General features: G+C 54.1%; 28 protein-coding genes. 6 read left to right on the forward strand and 22 right to left on the reverse strand.

Annotated elements, in window-relative coordinates; translation table 11 throughout:
* The first annotated feature begins 439 nt into the window (after window positions 1-439).
* Window positions 440-772, forward strand: a complete 333-nt coding sequence (locus ACGYLO_RS10445) for a hypothetical protein (protein WP_394376403.1) — start codon at window positions 440-442, stop codon at window positions 770-772.
* 19 nt (window positions 773-791) lie between these two features.
* Here the strand turns inward: ACGYLO_RS10445 and ACGYLO_RS10450 are convergent, their stop codons facing one another.
* The 6 genes from ACGYLO_RS10450 to ACGYLO_RS10475 are packed head-to-tail and all read right to left on the reverse strand — an operon-like array spanning window position 792 to window position 4,815.
* Window positions 792-1,436, reverse strand: a complete 645-nt coding sequence (locus tag ACGYLO_RS10450) for a hypothetical protein (protein WP_394376404.1) — start codon at window positions 1,434-1,436, stop codon at window positions 792-794.
* 13 nt (window positions 1,437-1,449) lie between these two features.
* Window positions 1,450-2,106 (reverse strand): hypothetical protein, encoded by a 657-nt coding sequence (locus tag ACGYLO_RS10455; RefSeq protein WP_394376405.1) that lies wholly within the window; start codon window positions 2,104-2,106, stop codon window positions 1,450-1,452.
* A gap of 13 nt (window positions 2,107-2,119) precedes the next feature.
* Complete coding sequence (locus ACGYLO_RS10460; protein WP_394376406.1) at window positions 2,120-3,028, reverse strand: hypothetical protein; 909 nt, start codon at window positions 3,026-3,028, stop codon at window positions 2,120-2,122.
* 2 nt (window positions 3,029-3,030) lie between these two features.
* Entirely contained in the window at window positions 3,031-3,612 is a 582-nt protein-coding gene (locus ACGYLO_RS10465; RefSeq protein WP_394376407.1) for a hypothetical protein, read from the reverse strand.
* A 28-nt stretch (window positions 3,613-3,640) separates the two neighbouring features.
* A complete protein-coding gene (locus tag ACGYLO_RS10470; RefSeq protein ID WP_394376408.1) occupies window positions 3,641-4,408 on the reverse strand; it encodes an HNH endonuclease family protein in 768 nt (255 codons plus the stop codon).
* On the reverse strand, window positions 4,405-4,815 hold the full coding sequence (locus tag ACGYLO_RS10475; RefSeq protein ID WP_394376409.1) for a hypothetical protein: 411 nt from the start codon (window positions 4,813-4,815) through the stop codon (window positions 4,405-4,407). The genes ACGYLO_RS10470 and ACGYLO_RS10475 overlap by 4 nt, the downstream gene beginning before the upstream one ends.
* A gap of 239 nt (window positions 4,816-5,054) precedes the next feature.
* Here ACGYLO_RS10475 and ACGYLO_RS10480 point away from each other — a divergent pair, with 239 nt between their 5' ends.
* Entirely contained in the window at window positions 5,055-5,585 is a 531-nt protein-coding gene (locus ACGYLO_RS10480) for a hypothetical protein (protein ID WP_394376410.1), read from the forward strand.
* A 356-nt stretch (window positions 5,586-5,941) separates the two neighbouring features.
* Here ACGYLO_RS10480 and ACGYLO_RS10485 read toward each other — a convergent pair whose 3' ends face one another.
* The 5 genes from ACGYLO_RS10485 to ACGYLO_RS10505 form a co-directional block, all read right to left on the reverse strand.
* Complete coding sequence (locus ACGYLO_RS10485; protein WP_394376411.1) at window positions 5,942-6,460, reverse strand: hypothetical protein; 519 nt, start codon at window positions 6,458-6,460, stop codon at window positions 5,942-5,944.
* A gap of 129 nt (window positions 6,461-6,589) precedes the next feature.
* On the reverse strand, window positions 6,590-7,132 hold the full coding sequence (locus tag ACGYLO_RS10490; RefSeq protein WP_394376412.1) for a hypothetical protein: 543 nt from the start codon (window positions 7,130-7,132) through the stop codon (window positions 6,590-6,592).
* 95 nt (window positions 7,133-7,227) lie between these two features.
* A complete protein-coding gene (locus tag ACGYLO_RS10495) occupies window positions 7,228-7,839 on the reverse strand; it encodes a thymidine kinase (RefSeq protein WP_394376413.1) in 612 nt (203 codons plus the stop codon).
* 88 nt (window positions 7,840-7,927) lie between these two features.
* Entirely contained in the window at window positions 7,928-8,251 is a 324-nt protein-coding gene (locus tag ACGYLO_RS10500) for a hypothetical protein (RefSeq protein ID WP_394376414.1), read from the reverse strand.
* Between the two features lie 183 nt (window positions 8,252-8,434).
* The gene (locus tag ACGYLO_RS10505; RefSeq protein ID WP_394376415.1) at window positions 8,435-8,803 is read right to left on the reverse strand and encodes a hypothetical protein; all 369 of its coding nucleotides are present in this window, start codon (window positions 8,801-8,803) and stop codon (window positions 8,435-8,437) included.
* A gap of 230 nt (window positions 8,804-9,033) precedes the next feature.
* Between ACGYLO_RS10505 and ACGYLO_RS10510 the strand changes: the two genes are divergently transcribed.
* On the forward strand, window positions 9,034-9,312 hold the full coding sequence (locus ACGYLO_RS10510) for a hypothetical protein (RefSeq protein WP_394376416.1): 279 nt from the start codon (window positions 9,034-9,036) through the stop codon (window positions 9,310-9,312).
* A 38-nt stretch (window positions 9,313-9,350) separates the two neighbouring features.
* Here ACGYLO_RS10510 and ACGYLO_RS10515 read toward each other — a convergent pair whose 3' ends face one another.
* From ACGYLO_RS10515 to ACGYLO_RS10525, 3 genes are all read right to left on the reverse strand, one after another.
* Entirely contained in the window at window positions 9,351-9,794 is a 444-nt protein-coding gene (locus tag ACGYLO_RS10515) for a hypothetical protein (RefSeq protein ID WP_394376417.1), read from the reverse strand.
* An 8-nt stretch (window positions 9,795-9,802) separates the two neighbouring features.
* Window positions 9,803-10,303, reverse strand: coding sequence for a hypothetical protein (locus ACGYLO_RS10520; protein ID WP_394376418.1), 501 nt, complete (start codon window positions 10,301-10,303; stop codon window positions 9,803-9,805).
* Between the two features lie 89 nt (window positions 10,304-10,392).
* The gene (locus ACGYLO_RS10525; RefSeq protein ID WP_394376419.1) at window positions 10,393-10,578 is read right to left on the reverse strand and encodes a hypothetical protein; all 186 of its coding nucleotides are present in this window, start codon (window positions 10,576-10,578) and stop codon (window positions 10,393-10,395) included.
* Window positions 10,579-11,012: 434 nt separating this feature from the next.
* On the opposite strand from ACGYLO_RS10525, the gene ACGYLO_RS10530 reads away from it, so the two are divergent.
* Window positions 11,013-11,417 (forward strand): PH domain-containing protein, encoded by a 405-nt coding sequence (locus tag ACGYLO_RS10530; protein WP_394376420.1) that lies wholly within the window; start codon window positions 11,013-11,015, stop codon window positions 11,415-11,417.
* Window positions 11,414-11,731, forward strand: a complete 318-nt coding sequence (locus ACGYLO_RS10535; protein WP_394376421.1) for a hypothetical protein — start codon at window positions 11,414-11,416, stop codon at window positions 11,729-11,731. The genes ACGYLO_RS10530 and ACGYLO_RS10535 overlap by 4 nt, the downstream gene beginning before the upstream one ends.
* Before the next feature lie 26 nt (window positions 11,732-11,757).
* Here the strand turns inward: ACGYLO_RS10535 and ACGYLO_RS10540 are convergent, their stop codons facing one another.
* From ACGYLO_RS10540 to ACGYLO_RS10560, 5 genes are all read right to left on the reverse strand, one after another.
* Entirely contained in the window at window positions 11,758-12,714 is a 957-nt protein-coding gene (locus tag ACGYLO_RS10540) for a hypothetical protein (protein WP_394376422.1), read from the reverse strand.
* A 92-nt stretch (window positions 12,715-12,806) separates the two neighbouring features.
* Window positions 12,807-13,178: a hypothetical protein gene (locus tag ACGYLO_RS10545; RefSeq protein WP_394376423.1), complete on the reverse strand. Its 372-nt coding sequence runs from the start codon at window positions 13,176-13,178 to the stop codon at window positions 12,807-12,809.
* A 160-nt stretch (window positions 13,179-13,338) separates the two neighbouring features.
* Window positions 13,339-13,815 (reverse strand): hypothetical protein, encoded by a 477-nt coding sequence (locus ACGYLO_RS10550; protein WP_394376424.1) that lies wholly within the window; start codon window positions 13,813-13,815, stop codon window positions 13,339-13,341.
* Between the two features lie 474 nt (window positions 13,816-14,289).
* Complete coding sequence (locus ACGYLO_RS10555) at window positions 14,290-14,475, reverse strand: hypothetical protein (RefSeq protein WP_394376425.1); 186 nt, start codon at window positions 14,473-14,475, stop codon at window positions 14,290-14,292.
* A gap of 43 nt (window positions 14,476-14,518) precedes the next feature.
* The gene (locus tag ACGYLO_RS10560) at window positions 14,519-14,986 is read right to left on the reverse strand and encodes a hypothetical protein (protein WP_394376426.1); all 468 of its coding nucleotides are present in this window, start codon (window positions 14,984-14,986) and stop codon (window positions 14,519-14,521) included.
* A 297-nt stretch (window positions 14,987-15,283) separates the two neighbouring features.
* On the opposite strand from ACGYLO_RS10560, the gene ACGYLO_RS10565 reads away from it, so the two are divergent.
* Window positions 15,284-16,237 (forward strand): hypothetical protein, encoded by a 954-nt coding sequence (locus ACGYLO_RS10565; RefSeq protein ID WP_394376427.1) that lies wholly within the window; start codon window positions 15,284-15,286, stop codon window positions 16,235-16,237.
* A 64-nt stretch (window positions 16,238-16,301) separates the two neighbouring features.
* Here ACGYLO_RS10565 and ACGYLO_RS10570 read toward each other — a convergent pair whose 3' ends face one another.
* From ACGYLO_RS10570 to ACGYLO_RS10580, 3 genes are all read right to left on the reverse strand, one after another.
* On the reverse strand, window positions 16,302-16,553 hold the full coding sequence (locus ACGYLO_RS10570; RefSeq protein ID WP_394376428.1) for a hypothetical protein: 252 nt from the start codon (window positions 16,551-16,553) through the stop codon (window positions 16,302-16,304).
* Window positions 16,554-16,581: 28 nt separating this feature from the next.
* The gene (locus ACGYLO_RS10575) at window positions 16,582-17,022 is read right to left on the reverse strand and encodes a c-type cytochrome (RefSeq protein WP_394376429.1); all 441 of its coding nucleotides are present in this window, start codon (window positions 17,020-17,022) and stop codon (window positions 16,582-16,584) included.
* Between the two features lie 64 nt (window positions 17,023-17,086).
* Window positions 17,087-17,701 carry a hypothetical protein gene (locus tag ACGYLO_RS10580; protein ID WP_394376430.1) on the reverse strand — a complete coding sequence of 205 codons (615 nt, stop codon included), beginning with the start codon at window positions 17,699-17,701 and terminating at the stop codon, window positions 17,087-17,089.
* Window positions 17,702-17,780: the final 79 nt, after the last annotated feature.

Consider the following 17,780-nt stretch of genomic DNA (forward strand, 5'->3'; position numbering starts at 1 on the left):
ACCGCGGCGCGGGCGGTGTCGGTCACGGCATTGGAAAGCTGCGACTGCTGGAAAAACACGATCCCGCCGACGATGACTGTGAGAGCGATGACGAGGTAGAGCACGCCCTCGATGAGGGAGATGGCTCGATTCCGGGCGGCGATGCCCAGTTTGGTTGTGAGTTTCATGATGCTATTCCGTGGCGTTTTATATGACAACAGCGTAGCAGTAAGAAATCACTGATGGACTTACAGCGGTTCAGATCGGACTGTTTTCCCCAATAAACCAGCTCCACCGCTCAATATGGGTATCTGAAGACCGCTTACTGTCACGGCTATCAATAAGATTATTGGCAACCTCATGCTCAAATGTGTCATGCGATTTTGAGAAATGGATAGACGAAACACATGACAAGACAACCACGATATGCTTCTTGGATTTGATACTTAGAGGACTTCTTATGCACGGATTTTCATTCTCAGCACTTCTCGTCGCCACCGCCATGGGCGCAACAGCAGCTCACGCCCAATCGATGCCTCGGTACAACGTCGAGAGCTACTGCCAGGAAGTCTCCGACTTCAGCGGTGGGTCATCAATGATCTATAACGGCTGTATCGACCAAGAGCAGACGGCCTACAATATGCTGAAGGCACGCTGGTCAGGATTCAGCGCTCAAATGAGAGGCTACTGCGATGAAGTCGCCTCCTTCGGCGGTGGTTCATACATGCTTCTCGATGGCTGCATTCAGATGGAGAGCGATGCAGCCTCCGGAACGAAGAGCTTCAAATACTGAGGGCTGGCTGGATCTGCCATTACCCGGGTTCAGGCAGATCCTCGACTTCAGCAATGCGGGCCAATTCCCGAACCTCAGCTTCAAGGCGAAGCCCTTCGGTGATGGTTTGCGCGACGAGGGTTGCAGCATCCGGGTCACCGGCATCCTTGCCGCGCGCATCAGGCTGACCATCGAGACCACAAAGCTCGCGCAGTGGAATGACGATCGTATCTGCTGAGGCGACGTCATGGGTGGATAGGATCCGCTTAATGTCTTCATGCAAAAATTCAGCGGCCTGGTTCAGTTCAACATGGACGTCTTCCACGTCGCTCTTGTTGAGGCATTTGGAGATCTGCACCAAAGCACGTTCGGCAAAGACCTTGGCGCCGAAGTCACCCTGACCAAGGGCCATGTCAGACTCGCGGATAAGGAAATCCCGCGCGTCCTTCAAAACGCGTTCAGGGCCGCGATCAACCCAGGCTCTGACCATATCAGGTTTGGCTGCGGGTGTGCCGGCCGTGTCGGACATGATCAACCAATGCGAGGTATCAAGCTGATGAAGCGCCGCATCGCGGGCACCATCTGCTGCACCATCCGGGATGGAGCTCATTGTCTTCATGATCCTGCGCAGCGCGTCGCGCTTGGCGTTCCTGGCTGTATTCATGATGTGGCGTCGAAAGGACATTAGGTCTCCAATTCTAAAGCGTAGGTTCGGTGGTGGTGTGCCTTTTCGCGTAGGCTGCACGGTATGCTTCTTGTTCGAGGTTAATGCCTTCCAACAAGCAGTGCGCCATATCAATGGCGGCTGTCTCATCACCTGCTTCAGCCCCTCGCGTCTCTGGAATGCCATCCAGCCCACAAACTTCTCTCAGAAGCATCTCGATGAGGTAGGGCTTTGAGATTTTGCTCGTTCCCAGATCTGACATCATGTCCATTCGAACGTCTTGAGCCGCAGAATGTAGTTCAGAATGTACATCAATCGGACCCTCTCTCGTTAGCCGTTTGGTGATATGCAGCAATGCTAATCTTTCAAATGATAAGGGCGCCCCAACACGCTTCTCGACAATCAAATCAACCTCCCTGCGCAGGAAAGCACGAGCATTCCTCAAGACACGCTCATGGCCAGTGGCGATCCACTTCTTGATCTGGTCGGGATGCGCGGCGGGGGTGCCGGCAGTATCTGACATCACCTTCATTTTAGTCTTTGCCAAGTGATCCAGCGCGATATTCCGGCGATGATTGCCTGGCTTATCGGGAAGTCCAATGATGATTTCTTCTAGCTCGCGCATGGCTCTGCGCTTGGCATCTCGTTCTGTGTTATCCAAATGACGCCCGAATGATCGTACATAGCCCATTATCAGGCACTCCTTAAATCTCTGGTTCGTCGTTTTCGCAATCATCATCCAGCGAGGGATCAGGCTCATAGACCACATGATCTGAGTGCTCGATCTCGGCCGCGCTACCCAGCGCTTCGCGCAGGGCGACCAATACTGAGCTCGCACAGCCTGTGCTGAGGTCTTCTGTAGCCCAGGCACCGGTGACGAGGATGCGGTGGTCTGCAAGACGCGGCGCAATGGCTGTGGCGGCCTCCTCCTGCCCCTCAAACACTGCGCCCTCCATAGAAGCGCCAAAGGGTGCCCAGGAGGGGTAGGGGCTCTCACCCGCGTCACAACCCCAGAGGCGCAGTGCCAGATGTCCTGAAGCCGCGTTCTCAGCAAGAGCCTCATCGATCAAGGCTTGCTCATGCGAGGACAATTCGTCTGAGAGAAACCCATCGATGACAATGAGCGGTCCGCGATGGTCAGCAACCTCCTGGAGCACAGTTTGGCGTGCGCCGTCCGCCTCTTGTTTTCCGATGAACATACGTGCCGATCCGCATAGCGATCCTGCATGTACGAGCACCAAGGCTTCAGGGGTATCTGCGAGGTCGTTGCTCATTGCTCCCTCCTGTAGTTCTTCGATTTCATTGGGTGTCGCGAAGACATATTCGATCGCGGAGTGGACCGCATAGACAAGACCGGTCGAAGGCTCGCGCTTAAAGGCGACGTGATAGTCATCTTCGATATGCAGCCCTTCCTCTTCGGGCTGGGCATAGTTCAGCATTGCGAGCAGATCATGATAAGCTTCGGGGTCCAGCTCGGACCGGAACCTCTCCAGCGTGATGCTCTCGCCATTCTCGATCAGCAGATCCAGCGCATCGGCATAGGGTGCGCCAAAGTGCTCTTCACAGACCTTGGGCCAGCTGACGCAGTTGCTGAAATATTGCCGCTGGCCCATAATCAAAGCTCCGGGATGTCGGCGTTAGTCTGTTGCTCAGGCAAGGCCAGCTCTTCGCCATCGAAGAGGGCGCTTGTGATGACCGCACTCTTGGGCGCAAAGACAAGCGAGAGGGTGCGCTTCACACTGTCTTCGCCGCCCTCATCGCAAAAGACCGTCTTTGACATGCTGTTGTCACCATCGGTGCGCCAGCCGCTATCGTCGACGACATCGCCAAGCTCGGCATCATCTTCATAAAAGTAATCGGCAGCCGCGCGGCGTTCCTGCTCGATCAGATATGTCCAATTGGCGACACCATCGATTACCACTGCGCGGTCTAGGATCTTACCACCAGATGTCATGGAAGCGATGATATGCCCATCAGGGATCTCACCAAGCTCCCAGATTGCCGGGGCAGGACCCAGGGTGAAGTCGCGGGTCTCAATGCATCCCATTGGGCCTGCGGCATAGACCTTCTTTTCGTCCTGTGGACCGGTCAGCGCTGCAACAACGCTGCGCGCGGTATCTTGCAGGGCGGCAAACTTCGCATCGAAGTCTTTATCGCTACGGTCCAGTGCCGAGAGGACAATGAGGGTTTTGTGCATGGCGTTCATTTTTCTGCCTATATTGATGTTATTCGCAAAGCTGCACGCGCATGGCATCGATTTGCTGACGCTCGTAATCGCTATACTGAAGCTTATAGGTCAGCACGATACGATGGAAGCGCGTGACATATTCGCAATGAAACCCAGCGTTCGGTGGCAGCCATTCAAGCGGTCCCTTAGCACCCTTGGAACGGTTGGCCGAAGCCTCAACGGCAAATAGGTTCACCGGGTCATTGGCAAAGCGGCGGCGGGTCTCGTGATCCCATTTGTCAGCGCCATGGGCGTGGGCCCAAGCCAGCGGCACCATATGGTCGATGTCCATGTCGCGGGCGCGGGTGAAAATCTGGTTGGTATAGGGATCAATCCAACGGCCTTGAACCACGGTGCAACCGGAACTGGACAGGGTAACGCGACCTGTCGAAAGCTCTTGCAGAAGCTCGTGGCGGGCATTCTGGCAATCGCCATCCTCATCGATCCAGTGATCATAGAGATCGCGATCATAGGCAGTGCTGACGCCTGTGCGCTGCCCTTGTGGGGCAGGGGGTTTCGACATCGCCTGTGTGGCGCCTGAATAGCCCTTATATGCGCGACCTGACCCCATGCATTCGGACATCGAACCGTAGGCCGTGAAGTTTTTGGTGCGCCCATACCATGCAGAGTCTTCATCATGGCAGATGCCAGAGTTGGATTGTTTGACCATAGCCGCTTCGGCCGGGCCAGCGGGAAGAGAGATCTGGGTGAGAGCCAGACCAAATGTCAGGGTGATACTGCGCAGAACACTGGAAAGGGGCTTCATGGTGTCATCTCCACAGTTTGCTCAGGGGTCGCGCGTGGGAAAGCCTCGATTTCGTGCATTTCTGCAATCTCCTGGAGAAACGCCTCGATCTTTGAGACGCGACCGGAAATCGAAAGGCATTTGTTCACTTCTTCGATGATCTTCGGCCCCGCTTCAGGATGGCTGAGGGCTTCCCAAGGGATCGCCACAGTTTTGGTGGTTTCATCGATCGTGCGGAGCAGCGCCGCTCTCTCCTCAATGAATTCCTTGCGGCCATGTTTGTGCAGGCAGCCGTTACCATCCTCGTCTGAGGTCCAGACCATTGCCAGGTCGATATCCCCGACGATGGTCTTTGCATTGCCACTGGTGAAGAAGAGCTGTCCTGTGGCTTCGTCAAAGCGGTACGCGGGGTCGGCATGGCGTGTCATATCTCGTTATCCTCAATTATCTGGGCCAACTATACATATGAGTAATGAAAGGCTTTTGTTGTTTTTCGCACATGCGCTCAGTGGTTACCAGTGCCAGACCGCTGATAATCGAAGGCTTTGCGAAAATAAGTGCCTGAGTATCATCTCCACAGCTCGTCCCGCGGGACAATTGAGCGATAAAGGTCTAAATGTTTTCAGAGGCCGGTCCTATTCTTCAACCAACAAAATTGGAGATGACCATGTCGAGTAACCGCATAAAAGCCACTGAAGGCACTTTCGATCAATGGGTGCGCAATCACACTCTTGATGGCGCCGATGTCGAGAACTTTCGTGAAACTCCGGTGCATATGCGACAGGCAGCTGAAAAGATCCTGCACACACTGACGCGTCGCTACAACAAGACAGACGATGAGTTCACGGAACTCCTCGATGAAAAAGATGGTATCCAGTACCTCAAAGCTGGCAGGATCCTCTTTGCGCTTGATGCCGAGGACGGTTCCGCTGCCGGCATTTGCTGCGCAGGGCGCGAGCACTGCCTCAGCGACAACGCAGTGGGCGTCCACTTCCTTGTTTTGAATGAGGAGCGTGACCTGAACCAGTTCATGAGAAATCAGCCTGATGTGTTTTCCAGATCCGAATACGAGCGCCGCCAGGAAGCTCATCGCGAGATCTGCATCCGTGCTTTCGAGCGTGGCGATACCGTCAGCGAAGAGAATCTTTCGACCTATGCCCTTGAGCCCGCTGAAGCGGCTTGCGACGGTCCTTCGTGAGTGGCGCCAGCACCAGGCGATAGGATGTAAACATGGAGAGCAGCATGACGCAGCCAAGCGATCCGACACACATCACACCCTCTGACGGAAACGTTTTTGCAGATCTGGGATTTGATGCGGATGAAGCAATCGCCCTTCAGGACTGGTCCCAAGCAACCATCAGAAAGAAGCTACGCGGGCTTACAGCTCCATGCCCTCATCCGGAAACTCAGCGACACGAACCATCCGACCTATAACCTTGAGCTGGTTGAGTCGTCGTACGACAGTCCCCAATCAGGATCGTACCATAGGGCGGGCCCCGAGTGCATTCATGCCAATACGATCAAGGGCCCTCACAGATCGTGGGACTCTTCGGGTTATTGCTGGGCCACATGTAGATCGTAGTTCTTGATCATTTCATCATAGAAAGGCGGCTTGTATGAACTGTCCCATACAATGACCTCGAGCTCCTCGATGAACGCGTCAATGGTCTTATGGGCAGTTACTGGAGCATCTGTATGCTCGACACTGACCAGCGTGTGAAAGGGGTGGTCATCGGGACCCCACATGGGTTTTGTCTTCAGCAAGCTTTCGCGCAATTCATCGAAGGGTTCCGCAGCTGACCGGTCCGCCGCTTCAGCATCAGGATCCAGACCGGCGCTGCCCATGGCTTCAGCAAGTGCGACGAAATCATCATGCAGCGCGTTCTGAAGGTCCACCAATCCAACCTGGCCCGGAATGAAATCCCCCAAGCCATCATTATCGTAGCTGTGCAGAAGGGCGCCACTGACCCGTCCAAGATCTGATGCAGGCATAAGGCCGGCAAAAACCGCCTGGCTGTGAACTTTGTTCTTCGAGCCGTCATGATAACGGTATATGAGCGCCGTGTTTTTCAAGTTCCGTCCTCCACTTCATATTATTATGTGGTGCTTTTTTTCGCAAAAGATAGTTCAGTGAGAAATTTATGCGAGGTGGCGCGACCTCACCTGAGTGACGATGTCATTGAGCGCGCCCTGCCAGGCAGTCTACGTATCGAGAGCCTCGTCTGGGGACTCTAGGGCGATGAAATCATCGTAGTTTGCGATCATCTCGTCATAGAAGGGCGGGGTATAGGAGCCATCCCATTCGGTTGCCTCGAGTTCCTCGATGAATTCAGCGATCGTCTTCTCCACTGTCGGGGTCTTATCCGTACCCTCCACGCGCACAATCGTGTGCAGCGGGTGATCATCGGGCCACCAAATGGGTTTGACTTCCGACATGCTGTCGCGCAACGCATCAAAACGCTCTGCGGCAGCGCGCGCTGCGGGGTCTGCGTCTTGGGGTAGGTTATCACTGCCCATGGCTTTGGCGAGCAGCATGTGGCGCTCATAGAAAGCATTTTGAAGGTCTTGCAGACCCACCTGACCAGGCACGAAATTACCGATCTCATCGGGATCATCGGAGGGGACGAGGGCGGCTGTGATGCGCGCGCTCGACGCTTCATCCACTGGGCCAGCAAAGATCTCTTCCTTGAAGGCCTTATTGTTTGAGCCATCCTGATAGCGGTATTCGATCACCGTGTTTTTCAAAAAATGTCCTCCCTTACGGAATATATATGACAATCTTAATCTGAGAATGGAAGGTGTTCAGATACTTATTTTCGCAATGTGGTATTGTGACCCCGTCAGGCCATCTTCACCGCAACGGGTGATCCCATGGATGCGCGGATCCGTTCTTTCCAGGCCGCACGAGACACGGCGAGATAGGTTTCCTCACCACCAACCATGACCTGAGGACCGTCGACCATGGCCCTTCCGTCGGGCCCGAGACGCGCCACCATCATGGCCTTGGCGCCGCTGGCGCAGACGCCGGTGTTCTCGGTCAACACATCGGCCAGTGCCATCAGGGCGGCGGATCCCTCAAAAAGCGCGCCGCGGAAATCAGATCGCAGGCCAAAGCAATCCACCCGGATCCCAAGATCATCGACAATATCCGAGAGCTGCCAGACCTGGTCGCGCGACAGGAACTGCGCTTCATCGCAGAAGACAGCATCGATCGGTTGCTGGGCGTGGAGATCCGATAGACGTTGAGCAAGATCATCTCCGGGGCCAAAGACATCGGCTTCGGCCGAGATCCCAATGCGAGAGCGGATCATACCGCGTCCGGAGCGCGTATCGCCGGCCGCCGTGAGCAGATGCGCATTCAGCCCATGCAGTCGAAAGTTATGGGCTTCCTGCAAAAGTGCGGTGGTCTTGCCGCTGGTCATGGTGCCATAGACGAATGTCAATTTGCTCATCGGTAAATCCTCTTGTCGGTGTCTGACCAGCCTAAACCAAGCTCGGGAAAATCACAGGATCGGTTCGGGGAAAAGTTCAGAAATCTGGTCAGCCGAGGCTGAAGCCGCAGACCCCTTGGAGATCCTCTGGTGGACCGTCGAACCGAGCATAGCCCTGCTTGGCCTCATCCCAAGCAAACCAATCCACCGGCGACGCGATGGGGTAGATGCCCTCTGCCATCGTCTCGATAACACACAGAGGGAAGGTGCCGGCCTCGTTGATGTCGCCAGCGTTCATCTCGATGAGCCGAACAGCCTGATCCTTGTCCTTCAAATAGCCGACACAGCGGCTGTCGCGATGGGGCGCTTCGTTATTCGCAGCACTTAAATCGGTTAACGTGGTGATGAAATGCATGCCTGCCTGATCCGTCATTTTGATATTCTCTGATTGTTTCTATTCTGATCTATGCGCCCAAAACGAATGCGCCAGGGTGTTTCCACCCCGGCACTCTCGACACTCTCTTCAGCTCTCGCCTATCTACCCTTCCGGTTGGACTGCCCTGCGGCAGCGGAGGACCCCTCCCAGTCGATCATGAGGTCCTATCTCTGGTTGGTATCAGGGGGCGGGACAGGCCTCACCATCTTCTTTGTTCTCTTGCTCAACAACCGGCGGTGCCGTGCGGCTGATCCCGGCTTCGCGCGCCTGATCAATGTCATCTGTTTCATGCAAGCAGATCAAGAAGGCGTCCTTCGAGACTTCCAGCGCATGATGAACCTCAAAATTTTTCGGTGCGGGGTCCTGTTCAAGGGAGCGCTCATGAACGGCCTGGGCGACTTGCGCCCATGCGCTTTCGACGCGGGAGCTGAAGGCCGCATCGCCATCGAGGCGGTCGCGCATACCCTGCTGGATGGTACCATCCTTGAGCTTTGCTTTCTCTTCATTGCGTCGCGCAACAGCAGCAGCATCGACGTTTGTATCAGACATGTGGGCTCCTTGGTTTGTAAGGTTCCCCGACGCGCCGTAGCTGGCCGAGGGGTCGGGCGCCCCGCTGTTAAGCCAGAGCTGCTATGATGGAACCATCATGAGCGATCGTCATGAAAACGATCAACATCATTTCCAGCATAGATGAAAGCTATACGCAAGATTTTTCGCAAAGATATAGTGCGATGTGGTATCCCTGACCCCAACAAGCAACAGATAGATAGGACCACCTGATGAAGATGACGAAAACAGCAATCCTGGCAGCAACCCTCTTGGCCGTGTCTGGCCCGGCCTTTGCGCAGGGTATGGAAGGCCATAACCCGAGCTATGTCGAAGACAAAGCGGCTGCCGGCACCGCTTCGAAGAACGCGATCAAAGAAAACACCCGCTGGGTCTCTCCGAACTACTTCGCGAAAAGGCGCTCTGGGCTGGGCAAGAACGCGGATGGGAAAACCACCTTTGCGACAACCATGGAAAGTCGCGCGGTCACCGAGCATGGGGCAACGCATTAACCGTCGAGCTTTCCTGCCAAGGAATACCAAAGGGACCCTCAGTGAATGATGGTCCCTTTTTCAATGGTCATGGGGGCAGTTTGGCGCTCGGCGGCTTTGTCATCGGGACCGGCCGTCATCGCCTCTTTGATCTGTCTGCAGGCCTCAACAGCTTCCGTGCGGCCAACCTCACTGTAGGGATATTTGACCTTGAATTTATGACCGTCAACGGTCTGGATGCGGACTGAATACTGCCGAGCGTCTCTTACAGTGCTCCACAATACTATGGACACGAAGACCTCCAGGAGACCGAATACCTCACTGCCAAATGCCCAGGCTGCGGATGAGATCAGTGTAAACCCGATCGACATTAAATTCAGTAGCTGCAGGCGGCGCTCTTTGAAGGACACCGACAGGATGCCGGATACTGCGATGAGTTGCTTCTCATTCAGCGTGACCGTGTATTTTTCGACAACAACCTTTTTCGCTTTGGTCTGGCTCATAGCGTCCCTCATTGTTTGACGCCCTTTTTCATGTCTGCGATTAACGCGTCATATTTTGCAGGCGTTTTACAAGAAACGTCGTTTGCGGTGCCTTCCGCGAGACCTTCTGACTGTCCCTGCACTGAGGAGTCTCCGGCCATCGCAAGGCAAAGTCTCTCGTAGTCACCACCAGCCAGGTCGATGCCTTCTTTATTTGGAAGGTAGTACAGCACCAATGTTTTCCCCGAGCTACATTGGATCGCCACCTCCATGCGCCGGGTGCTCCAAGCATACGCCATTGCAATGAAGAACAAGACTGCGGCGAGTAGCATTTCCCCGGCGCCATTCCCAAGCCACGAGCCAAATGTAGCACAAAATCCCATTCCACCGGCCACCAGAATTTCATCTCGAGTGTTATTCTTGATCGATACCGCTGTGATGCTCCGCACGGAAAGCATTTGATTGTGCCCAAAAGCAACGGCGTTGCCGGAAAAGATGATGGGCTTTGAGATGAATAATTCTTTTTTCATATAATCCTCACTGGTCCATGCCAGAGTAGGCGCTCCTGTTGCCTGTGCGACCCCTCAATGGGACTTGTCCACATCTTTTCAGATCGCTTTCAAGCCGCGGCAAGCTCCTGAACCGCAGCTACCAACTCATCCTTCGGAATGACCCAGAGTTCATATCTAGAGATCAAACCAAGGACATCTTCGACAGGGACCATCTTTACGGCAGGGGAGGGGGCATTGCTTTGCGACAACTCAGGAAAGGGTTGGCCGTTATCGTCTAGCATCTGTTCAAGCATGGTGCGCTCCTTTTGGAAGCTGGCCGATGCCGGCATGGCACCAGCGACATGTTCAGCGTGACAGAGATCGGTGAAAATCCAGAATGCGGATCAGTCGAAGAATGAGAGGAAACCCTCTACGATGGTGTCCAGAAAGCCATAGATCCCCGACGACTTCTTCTCTTCGGGCCTTCGCCTGTCGTGTTTGCCGCGTCTCGCCATGGATCTGTGCTTTCGATTGATATCAGGGTTAAGCTAACCGCAGTTGGAAGATGCACAAGGAATTGTTTTCGCAATTCGTCCAGAGCGCCCCTATATATGTGGATAATGGTCACCATGGGCTTTCATCATCCACCCGCGCTTCATCGATACGGCGCTTGCTTGGAGGAGGCATATGGTGTTTTTTGTCAGAAATTCACAACGGTTAGAGCCGTGCATTTGAGATTGAGACCAATATGAGAGACGACAGTATTTCCTTTTCCTATGATGAGAACCCGGCGATGTTCAAAAACCATCCCCTGGGGTTTATTCTGTCGATCTTGCTGATCCCGGCATTCGGCATCGGGATCTTGATCTTGCTCTACTGGTACATCCAGACCAAATCTGTGCGTCTTCGGATCACCGGAGATGACATCGAGCTCGAGCGCGGGTTGCTCAGCAAAAGCCGCACCGATCTCGATCTGCGCAAGATCCGTACTGTTCAAGTCGACCAGGGCTTGCTGCAGCGCATGTTCGGCGTGGGCACGATCGAGGTTTATACCACCGGTGACGAGCCCGAGTTCAAGCTCTACGGCATGCCTGACCCCAATGATGTGCGCAATTACATCAAGGAGCGTGGTCGCGGGGCAGCGGACACATGAGTGAACACGACGAACAGCAAAAGGCCGCCAAGATGGTGCTTGGACTGGTCGTTCTGGTGATCTTCCTGGCCGGTCTTACCGTCTGGGGCGTCACAGCGCTGGCGCCAGACTTTCTGGCGGAGGCGTCGGCCGGGTTCGAGACAGGGATTGGCCTGAAGACCGCGGCGATCGCGGCCATGGTGGTCTCCGTACTGATCTCGATCATCTTTGCCATCTTCTCGGGCGACGGGTTCATCGGCGAGCTTCAGTTCATGATCCCGGGGTTCTTTTTCTTCTTCCTGTTCTTCTGGCTTATGCTGGCTTGGGTGTTCTGATGCATGTGAGGCCGCCTACGTAGTGCTCAGTATCTGCCATACCGTAGGGCTTCCGTTTCGCGACTTGCAGCGGCTTCCCTTGCCGTGCGCATACCCTCTGCAATTGCTTTGCAGACTCTGGCATCGCGAGCCTTTTCTTCATCCGTCCGTGTGTCCGGGCCATAATCAACTGCAGTTCTAAAACCTGGGTTGATATATTGGTTTACCGTTTCAGGAGGGCTAGAAAGAGAGTGTTCTTTCGAATACATCTCGTGAAACCGAGCTGCATTTTCGATCCTCTTACGGTAGTTATCTGCCAGTTCTTGGCTTACTATCTTGACCTCATCGATTGGGAAATTTATCCCCTTCAACAAGGTGTTTGGCGAGCCGAAGATGACCCCTTCCAAGCGTCCATTATTGATTTGTTTGAAAACTACCTCTGCTGTCTCTTGAGACTCGATTTTGAGTTCAATAATTGGCATCCCGGAATATATCTTTTCATCACTGCACGGGTGCGTGACGTATACCTCAATGAAGATATCCAATCCCTCAGAATTCTTTGCAAATACATCAGGTACAAACTGTTTCACCCTTTTCTCAAGGTATAATTCAGTGGAGGCATTCAGGATTTCGTAAGACTTAGGTACGAGTTTTGGGCGTGCGTTTTTATTGAACTCGATGCCATCTTCGTCAACAAAAATTTTGCGCTGTTGCCAAGGTAATTCCACATCAACTTTCAGACCTAGATTCCGGCGTTCTGTCAAGATTTCGTATATTCGAGTTTTAGTCATGTTGTGCAGGTAAGTTTCACTTCCACATCCTTTGCCATCACTACGGTGATAGAAGTGATTTACGTTCTTCGGGCCAAGTCGGGGTAGAAGTTCGCTGCCACAACCAAAGCAAGTAAGTTCACCATACTCTTTGCGGCTTTTGGGATCGATTTGATCAATAGAGATCGACCTACCGGACGGGCTGAGCGCGTATCTATATTTTATCGGTGACATAGATCACCCTTTTTTCGCGGCCTGTAACGATTACAGACACCATTGTGACGTCTGGAGCGAGGTGCAGATCTGCGTTGGTGAGCGGTACCAGGTCAGCTGTAGGCCGCGTAGAAGTGATCTTCGAAATCCGCCGCGGCGCGTGGGTGCTCTTCATTCCTGTGGTAGGAGGCAAAGACCTCCTCAAGCCTATATGCACCTCTGATAAGGTGCCGGAAGCCACTACGACCTTTAAGCGTAATGACAGGCTCCAGCATCGGATTTTTCTTAGTGGGTACAAGGCTACATCTGATGATGCCTTCCTTGAGAAGCCATTTGCAGCACCTTAGGTAGCTTTCCGCCTCTTTTTCGCAGAGCCCAAGATCGTCAAGCGAAAGAGCGCTTCGCTGATTGCACACGCCGGCCTGTGCAAGCGAATATAAAATCTTGCTGATGATTTTGGCGTCGCTGGGGGTGCTTTCGAGCATGTCGTATTTCCTGCTAATCGTTTCTTATGCGCTGCACGACAGGTCCCGTAGGATACAGTTCACCAGTATCGCAGCATTTTGGGGATATTACGGTCTGCGGGATGAGCTCCATAGGTCGCAAAATAGGTTATCCACATGTTCTTCTGATTTGATCTAACTGTCAGAAGTTCGAGCGCGATGTTCTGTCTGTCGGAAAGTTGCCATCCATTCGTCCACGCAGATCGAGCATGCCGCCAGTCGCGCGCATGCCATAGGTCTCGAGCTCTATCAGCGTCCTCCCCTGTGAAACTGCGGTAAGGCCGCGTGGCCCAAAGAGGTGCTCGCGGCCACGCCATGATTTACCTGATGCGATGATTAGCTTGTAGGTCCCTGAAGGTACCGCGACATCGAGGCTCTCACCGCCCTTCACGTAGATCCCCACCGACCTAGCAGGGGACCGAACATCCTCAAGCTTGATGAGATAGTTCGAACCGGGATTGGACATCACTCTGAATTCGGCAAGAGGTGGTTTGCCTGTCTCGTTCCATTGGATACCTGGATAGATGTTCTGAACCGGTGGTGCCGGCAGGAGAGAGAAGGACCGACCATTGGCGACGCCGCCACCAGGGCCGGGGTCCATTATGAAGAGTGAGGTCATAAGCGCTACCAGGAGAATGCCTGCGGTCGTGAGCCGTGCTTCTTTCTGTGCAGACGGAGCCGGGCCGTAGGTCGTCTTCCGGAGTTTTCTCTGGTTCGCACGCGGGTTGTGGTAGAGGCTATCTGGATGGGGCGCAGACCTGGCTCTTCTTCGGTTGGCATCCAAGCGCTTATTTCGGAACTCTCTGGATTTGATTTGATGCGACTTCTGCTTGAGATGTAGGCGACCGCCGCATGTCTTGCATACAGCGCGCCCTCGGAAGTCATCCGACAGTTCGTTGGTGATCCCGCAATCGAGGCAGATGTGAAGGGTTGAAGGCACGATGAATTCTATCCGTAGAGCATTTATCGCAGGATAGAAGAGGCTGAACATCAGCCAATATGGCAAAACCAGTTATCCACAACTCATCAATGAAAAGAGAAACGCCTTCCCTCTCGGAACGGCGCATAACATGTATCACCGGAGCAATGCCGTTTAGGCGGGCTCAGTTGTGATGTTCTTCAATCGGTCTAGCGGAGCGCTCTCTACAAAGCGCTTGACGAGCTCTTCATCAGGATCCGTTGGTTTGAAGGCATTCTTGTGGGCGCGCCAGGCAACATAGAAGGCTCCAGCACTGGCAGACATGCCCGAGATTGTAATTAGAGCTTCAAGAGTCATCATGTTGTCATCCTCTTCTTTGCCAAGGCTACCATTGTATATGTGGTCACAGCAACGCTTTTGCCAGTGCGGCTTCGCGCTTCAAGGCCTTCTCTAGCCCCGCAACCTTTTTTCTGTAGTAAGAGGTGCCAATAAAGGCCCCGATCGCGAGGAGTCCAATAGGTAACGCTGCGCTCACAGCCAGTGTTCCTGCCGCGAAGCCAATCACTGTACCAGCTGTGACGGTGATCGAGAGTGCCTGAGCCGGCTGCACTGCAGCAGAGATGCTATCCGCGTTTGCGCCTGCTTCCGCATCGATATCAACCGCAACCTGGTGGATCAAAGTCCTAACCAGCGTGACGGTTTCGGGGTCGTTCACCCTCTTTAGCTCTGCGTCCAGGGCCACTTTGCCTAGAGGGTCCTTCCCGAGCTTCACAACCGTCGAGCGTACAGCTGCCATATCAAGCTCTTCGTCGCCCGGCAGATAGGCGGCGGCATGAGAGATGAGTGCCTTGGCGAGTTCCGAGGATTTCAATGCGTTACCCTGTCTGTATCTGTGCTGCTCATTGATGGGATTATCTGACCTGATCATCAAGCGAAAACGCCGGTGCTGGTTGTATTTAATCCACAGGATTGTAGCTCATCGCTGCTGTAATCTTTCCAACAGTCCCCGCCTATCTGTTAGGCTCCCCATAGCTCAGGCCTAACCGCCGGTCCCCGGGGTCTCCCCGCGCGCAACCTGGTCAATGAGCCTTAGACCTTGCCATCGATGCACTCATGCGTCCGATCGCCCACCGGGACCAGAACGACTGGACGAGATTGAGAGCTTACGATGTTTTCCACCAATCAGGGCAAGTTTGCCCTTTCCAATGCTGCCATGAAGCTGGCGGCGCGCCGCGTCGCGTCCAACCCTGATAAGATCGAGGCCGCGGTTCGAGCCGCTATGTGGCATGATGCTTCCGCGTTTTTCGGAATCAATAACAGGTTCGATAAAAGCGTGAGATATGAGGTCATCGCTCCGATTGTTTGGGTGTCGGGCTGTACTGGCTCGGGGAAACATGAGCTTACACATGCGGCTTCGCGAAGCGCTGGCCGCGCCGGCGCACAGGTCATCACACTAACGACTTTGCCTGATATGGCTTACCGATGGCACGAAGATGAACGTGAGGTATTCGATATCCGCGAGAAGACCTTAGAAGTGGCCGAGTTGAGACGCCTCATGAAGCGAAATGACCCACACCTCATCATTCGACTTCCCGTTCTTGCCAAAGCTTGCCCAGAAAGGATCTCAGAAGTTCAAATTTTCATCGAGGAAGTCATCCAGCTTCTCAATGAGAATATGATTTTCGTCATCGATAGATTCGTTCTTGATGTCGTCAACCTTCCAAAACTGATGCAGCATCTGCGCGCCCAGATCAGAACCACTGGGGTGAGCGCGATCGTATCCATCGAGGAGCGTAAATTCAGTGCGGACCTTGTAATGAAGGGGGATGCCGAGATTGTCATGCGCGGCATCGACAGTACAGATTTTGATGGAGCGTTACCGGAACTCATCGAGGGCGAAGGGTTCCTTGTTCAAAATGGCAAGGTCATTCCAGTTCTCTCTGACTATGAGTTCACCTATGAACCAATGCACGTCCTCCCAGCCAAGGCGCGGAACGTCGTCAAGAGGCTGAAGGCACAACTCTCCGGTGGGGGAGATCTGGGTCATATCGGGCGTCTGGACGCCGTAGCCCGCGCCTGCGGGTATCGCAATTGGCACACAGCTCAGGGCAGGCGATACTGATCTTCATGGCTCTAAGGCGATATTAGGCAAATATCGCCTACGGGCTATCCGATCATACAAAGACTCAATCCTCAGACGCCAATGCTGGCACTTCCGGAGAGACATCGGCTTCTTCCAGAGGCGCCGGCCGCATGTCGATCAACTCCCGGTGCAAGAGCCCGCGGCTGAAGAAACGTTCCTCGCGGGCATGGATCCAAAAGAGCACCCGGTTGAAGGCGTGCCACTGGAAATGACGGGCTGCGTCATCAATGCGCACGAACTCACCCTGCGGATGGGGCTCGAGGCCCTGCGCGCCTTCCCGGTACCTTTTCAGCATTGCAGATGTCTCGCATAGCCCATCGGGCTCAATCGATCCCGTTGTGGCGCTGCAGTTCACGCACATAGGCGACGATGGCATCCACGTCAGACTGCGTTAGGCCCTCCACTGGGGGCATGTCCCCGAAGGACCAGTGATGGGCTCTTACGCCCTGCTGTACGGCCCGGTGGAAGGAGGCATCGCCGTGATGGGAAGGCTCATAGATTTTGTGGACCAGGGGCGGTGCCACCCCGTCCTGGCCTGCGGCATTGGCGCCGTGGCAACTGGCACAGGCAGCATCAAAGGCGCGTTTGCCGATCACGGCCTCTTTTGTGAGGTTTTCGGGGAGCGCCACTGAAATCATACCCGCGGGAGCAGATGTCTCCACCGGGCTTGTTTTTGCGGTATCTTCGATTGGTGCGAGCACCATCATGACCGGAAGCGCGATCAGACCAACTGCATAGAGAATGTGTTTGCCGGAAATCTTCATTTGGAAGCCTTAATAGAGATGAAAGCACCCCCACGAATGCAGGGCTGCTGGTTAGGAAATGTCTTCAGGTTTCGTTTGGGGCCTTGGTCAGCCACTGGCTGGACTTCGTTTCCGTAAGGTCGACATCCTTGGTGCGTCCGAAGGCGTAGCTGCCTGCCATGAAAAGACCCAACGAGAACACCATCGAGAACAGAACATGGGCGACGGTGAAACCGCCATCAATTCGAGGTCCATTGACGTGAAGCTCATAGATGCCAACCATGAGAAGGGTGAAGGTGTATGTAATCAAGTACAACGCCACAGCGGAGGTAGAGTCGTTAAGGCATTTGCTGCCTTGTGCGTGCTGCGCTTTCGCGGTCATTTCCGCATCGGAAATTCCGCCAAGATCGATGACTTGGGTCGGCCCAGAGATCGTTCCACCCCGAGGGAAGAACAGTTTTTTCCAAGACATGGTGCCATCGGTGCCCATGGTGCGAACCGCCATGACCTTGCCCGCGTCGATTTTGCAGGTGAAACCCTTTTCGACGACAGTGAAGTCGGATGTGGGGCTGGGCATCTCCATGCTCTCTTCCCATAGATATCCATCAGCCCGGCCCATATCATGTTGACAGGTTCGAAGGCTGGCAGTCTTGGACTTAGATACTGTCTTGTCGGCCGACTTGATTGTTCTGGTGGTCATGGAAAATCCTTATCTGGTTAAACGCACTGCGCTTCGCTTTTTGTTGTAATTTATTTATTCGCAAAATAAGATTGCACAA

Origin of the sequence: Sulfitobacter sp. 1A13353 (assembly GCF_043557255.1) — a bacterium.
Taxonomy (GTDB): Bacteria; Pseudomonadota; Alphaproteobacteria; order Rhodobacterales; family Rhodobacteraceae; genus Sulfitobacter; species Sulfitobacter faviae.

What these genes read in the sequence shown, in the direction of transcription:
- ACGYLO_RS10445 (WP_394376403.1), top strand. Translation starts at nt 440, where the DNA reads ATGCACGGATTTTCATTCTCAGCACTTCTCGTCGCCACCGCCATGGGC.
- ACGYLO_RS10450 (WP_394376404.1), bottom strand. Translation starts at nt 1,436, where the DNA reads ATGTCCTTTCGACGCCACATCATGAATACAGCCAGGAACGCCAAGCGC.
- ACGYLO_RS10455 (WP_394376405.1), bottom strand. Translation starts at nt 2,106, where the DNA reads ATGGGCTATGTACGATCATTCGGGCGTCATTTGGATAACACAGAACGA.
- ACGYLO_RS10460 (WP_394376406.1), bottom strand. Translation starts at nt 3,028, where the DNA reads ATGGGCCAGCGGCAATATTTCAGCAACTGCGTCAGCTGGCCCAAGGTC.
- ACGYLO_RS10465 (WP_394376407.1), bottom strand. Translation starts at nt 3,612, where the DNA reads ATGCACAAAACCCTCATTGTCCTCTCGGCACTGGACCGTAGCGATAAA.
- ACGYLO_RS10470 (WP_394376408.1), bottom strand. Translation starts at nt 4,408, where the DNA reads ATGAAGCCCCTTTCCAGTGTTCTGCGCAGTATCACCCTGACATTTGGT.
- ACGYLO_RS10475 (WP_394376409.1), bottom strand. Translation starts at nt 4,815, where the DNA reads ATGACACGCCATGCCGACCCCGCGTACCGCTTTGACGAAGCCACAGGA.
- ACGYLO_RS10480 (WP_394376410.1), top strand. Translation starts at nt 5,055, where the DNA reads ATGTCGAGTAACCGCATAAAAGCCACTGAAGGCACTTTCGATCAATGG.
- ACGYLO_RS10495 (WP_394376413.1), bottom strand. Translation starts at nt 7,839, where the DNA reads ATGAGCAAATTGACATTCGTCTATGGCACCATGACCAGCGGCAAGACC.
- ACGYLO_RS10500 (WP_394376414.1), bottom strand. Translation starts at nt 8,251, where the DNA reads ATGACGGATCAGGCAGGCATGCATTTCATCACCACGTTAACCGATTTA.
- ACGYLO_RS10505 (WP_394376415.1), bottom strand. Translation starts at nt 8,803, where the DNA reads ATGTCTGATACAAACGTCGATGCTGCTGCTGTTGCGCGACGCAATGAA.
- ACGYLO_RS10510 (WP_394376416.1), top strand. Translation starts at nt 9,034, where the DNA reads ATGAAGATGACGAAAACAGCAATCCTGGCAGCAACCCTCTTGGCCGTG.
- ACGYLO_RS10515 (WP_394376417.1), bottom strand. Translation starts at nt 9,794, where the DNA reads ATGAGCCAGACCAAAGCGAAAAAGGTTGTTGTCGAAAAATACACGGTC.
- ACGYLO_RS10520 (WP_394376418.1), bottom strand. Translation starts at nt 10,303, where the DNA reads ATGAAAAAAGAATTATTCATCTCAAAGCCCATCATCTTTTCCGGCAAC.
- ACGYLO_RS10525 (WP_394376419.1), bottom strand. Translation starts at nt 10,578, where the DNA reads ATGCTTGAACAGATGCTAGACGATAACGGCCAACCCTTTCCTGAGTTG.
- ACGYLO_RS10530 (WP_394376420.1), top strand. Translation starts at nt 11,013, where the DNA reads ATGAGAGACGACAGTATTTCCTTTTCCTATGATGAGAACCCGGCGATG.
- ACGYLO_RS10535 (WP_394376421.1), top strand. Translation starts at nt 11,414, where the DNA reads ATGAGTGAACACGACGAACAGCAAAAGGCCGCCAAGATGGTGCTTGGA.
- ACGYLO_RS10540 (WP_394376422.1), bottom strand. Translation starts at nt 12,714, where the DNA reads ATGTCACCGATAAAATATAGATACGCGCTCAGCCCGTCCGGTAGGTCG.
- ACGYLO_RS10545 (WP_394376423.1), bottom strand. Translation starts at nt 13,178, where the DNA reads ATGCTCGAAAGCACCCCCAGCGACGCCAAAATCATCAGCAAGATTTTA.
- ACGYLO_RS10550 (WP_394376424.1), bottom strand. Translation starts at nt 13,815, where the DNA reads ATGACCTCACTCTTCATAATGGACCCCGGCCCTGGTGGCGGCGTCGCC.
- ACGYLO_RS10555 (WP_394376425.1), bottom strand. Translation starts at nt 14,475, where the DNA reads ATGATGACTCTTGAAGCTCTAATTACAATCTCGGGCATGTCTGCCAGT.
- ACGYLO_RS10565 (WP_394376427.1), top strand. Translation starts at nt 15,284, where the DNA reads ATGTTTTCCACCAATCAGGGCAAGTTTGCCCTTTCCAATGCTGCCATG.
- ACGYLO_RS10570 (WP_394376428.1), bottom strand. Translation starts at nt 16,553, where the DNA reads ATGCTGAAAAGGTACCGGGAAGGCGCGCAGGGCCTCGAGCCCCATCCG.
- ACGYLO_RS10575 (WP_394376429.1), bottom strand. Translation starts at nt 17,022, where the DNA reads ATGAAGATTTCCGGCAAACACATTCTCTATGCAGTTGGTCTGATCGCG.
- ACGYLO_RS10580 (WP_394376430.1), bottom strand. Translation starts at nt 17,701, where the DNA reads ATGACCACCAGAACAATCAAGTCGGCCGACAAGACAGTATCTAAGTCC.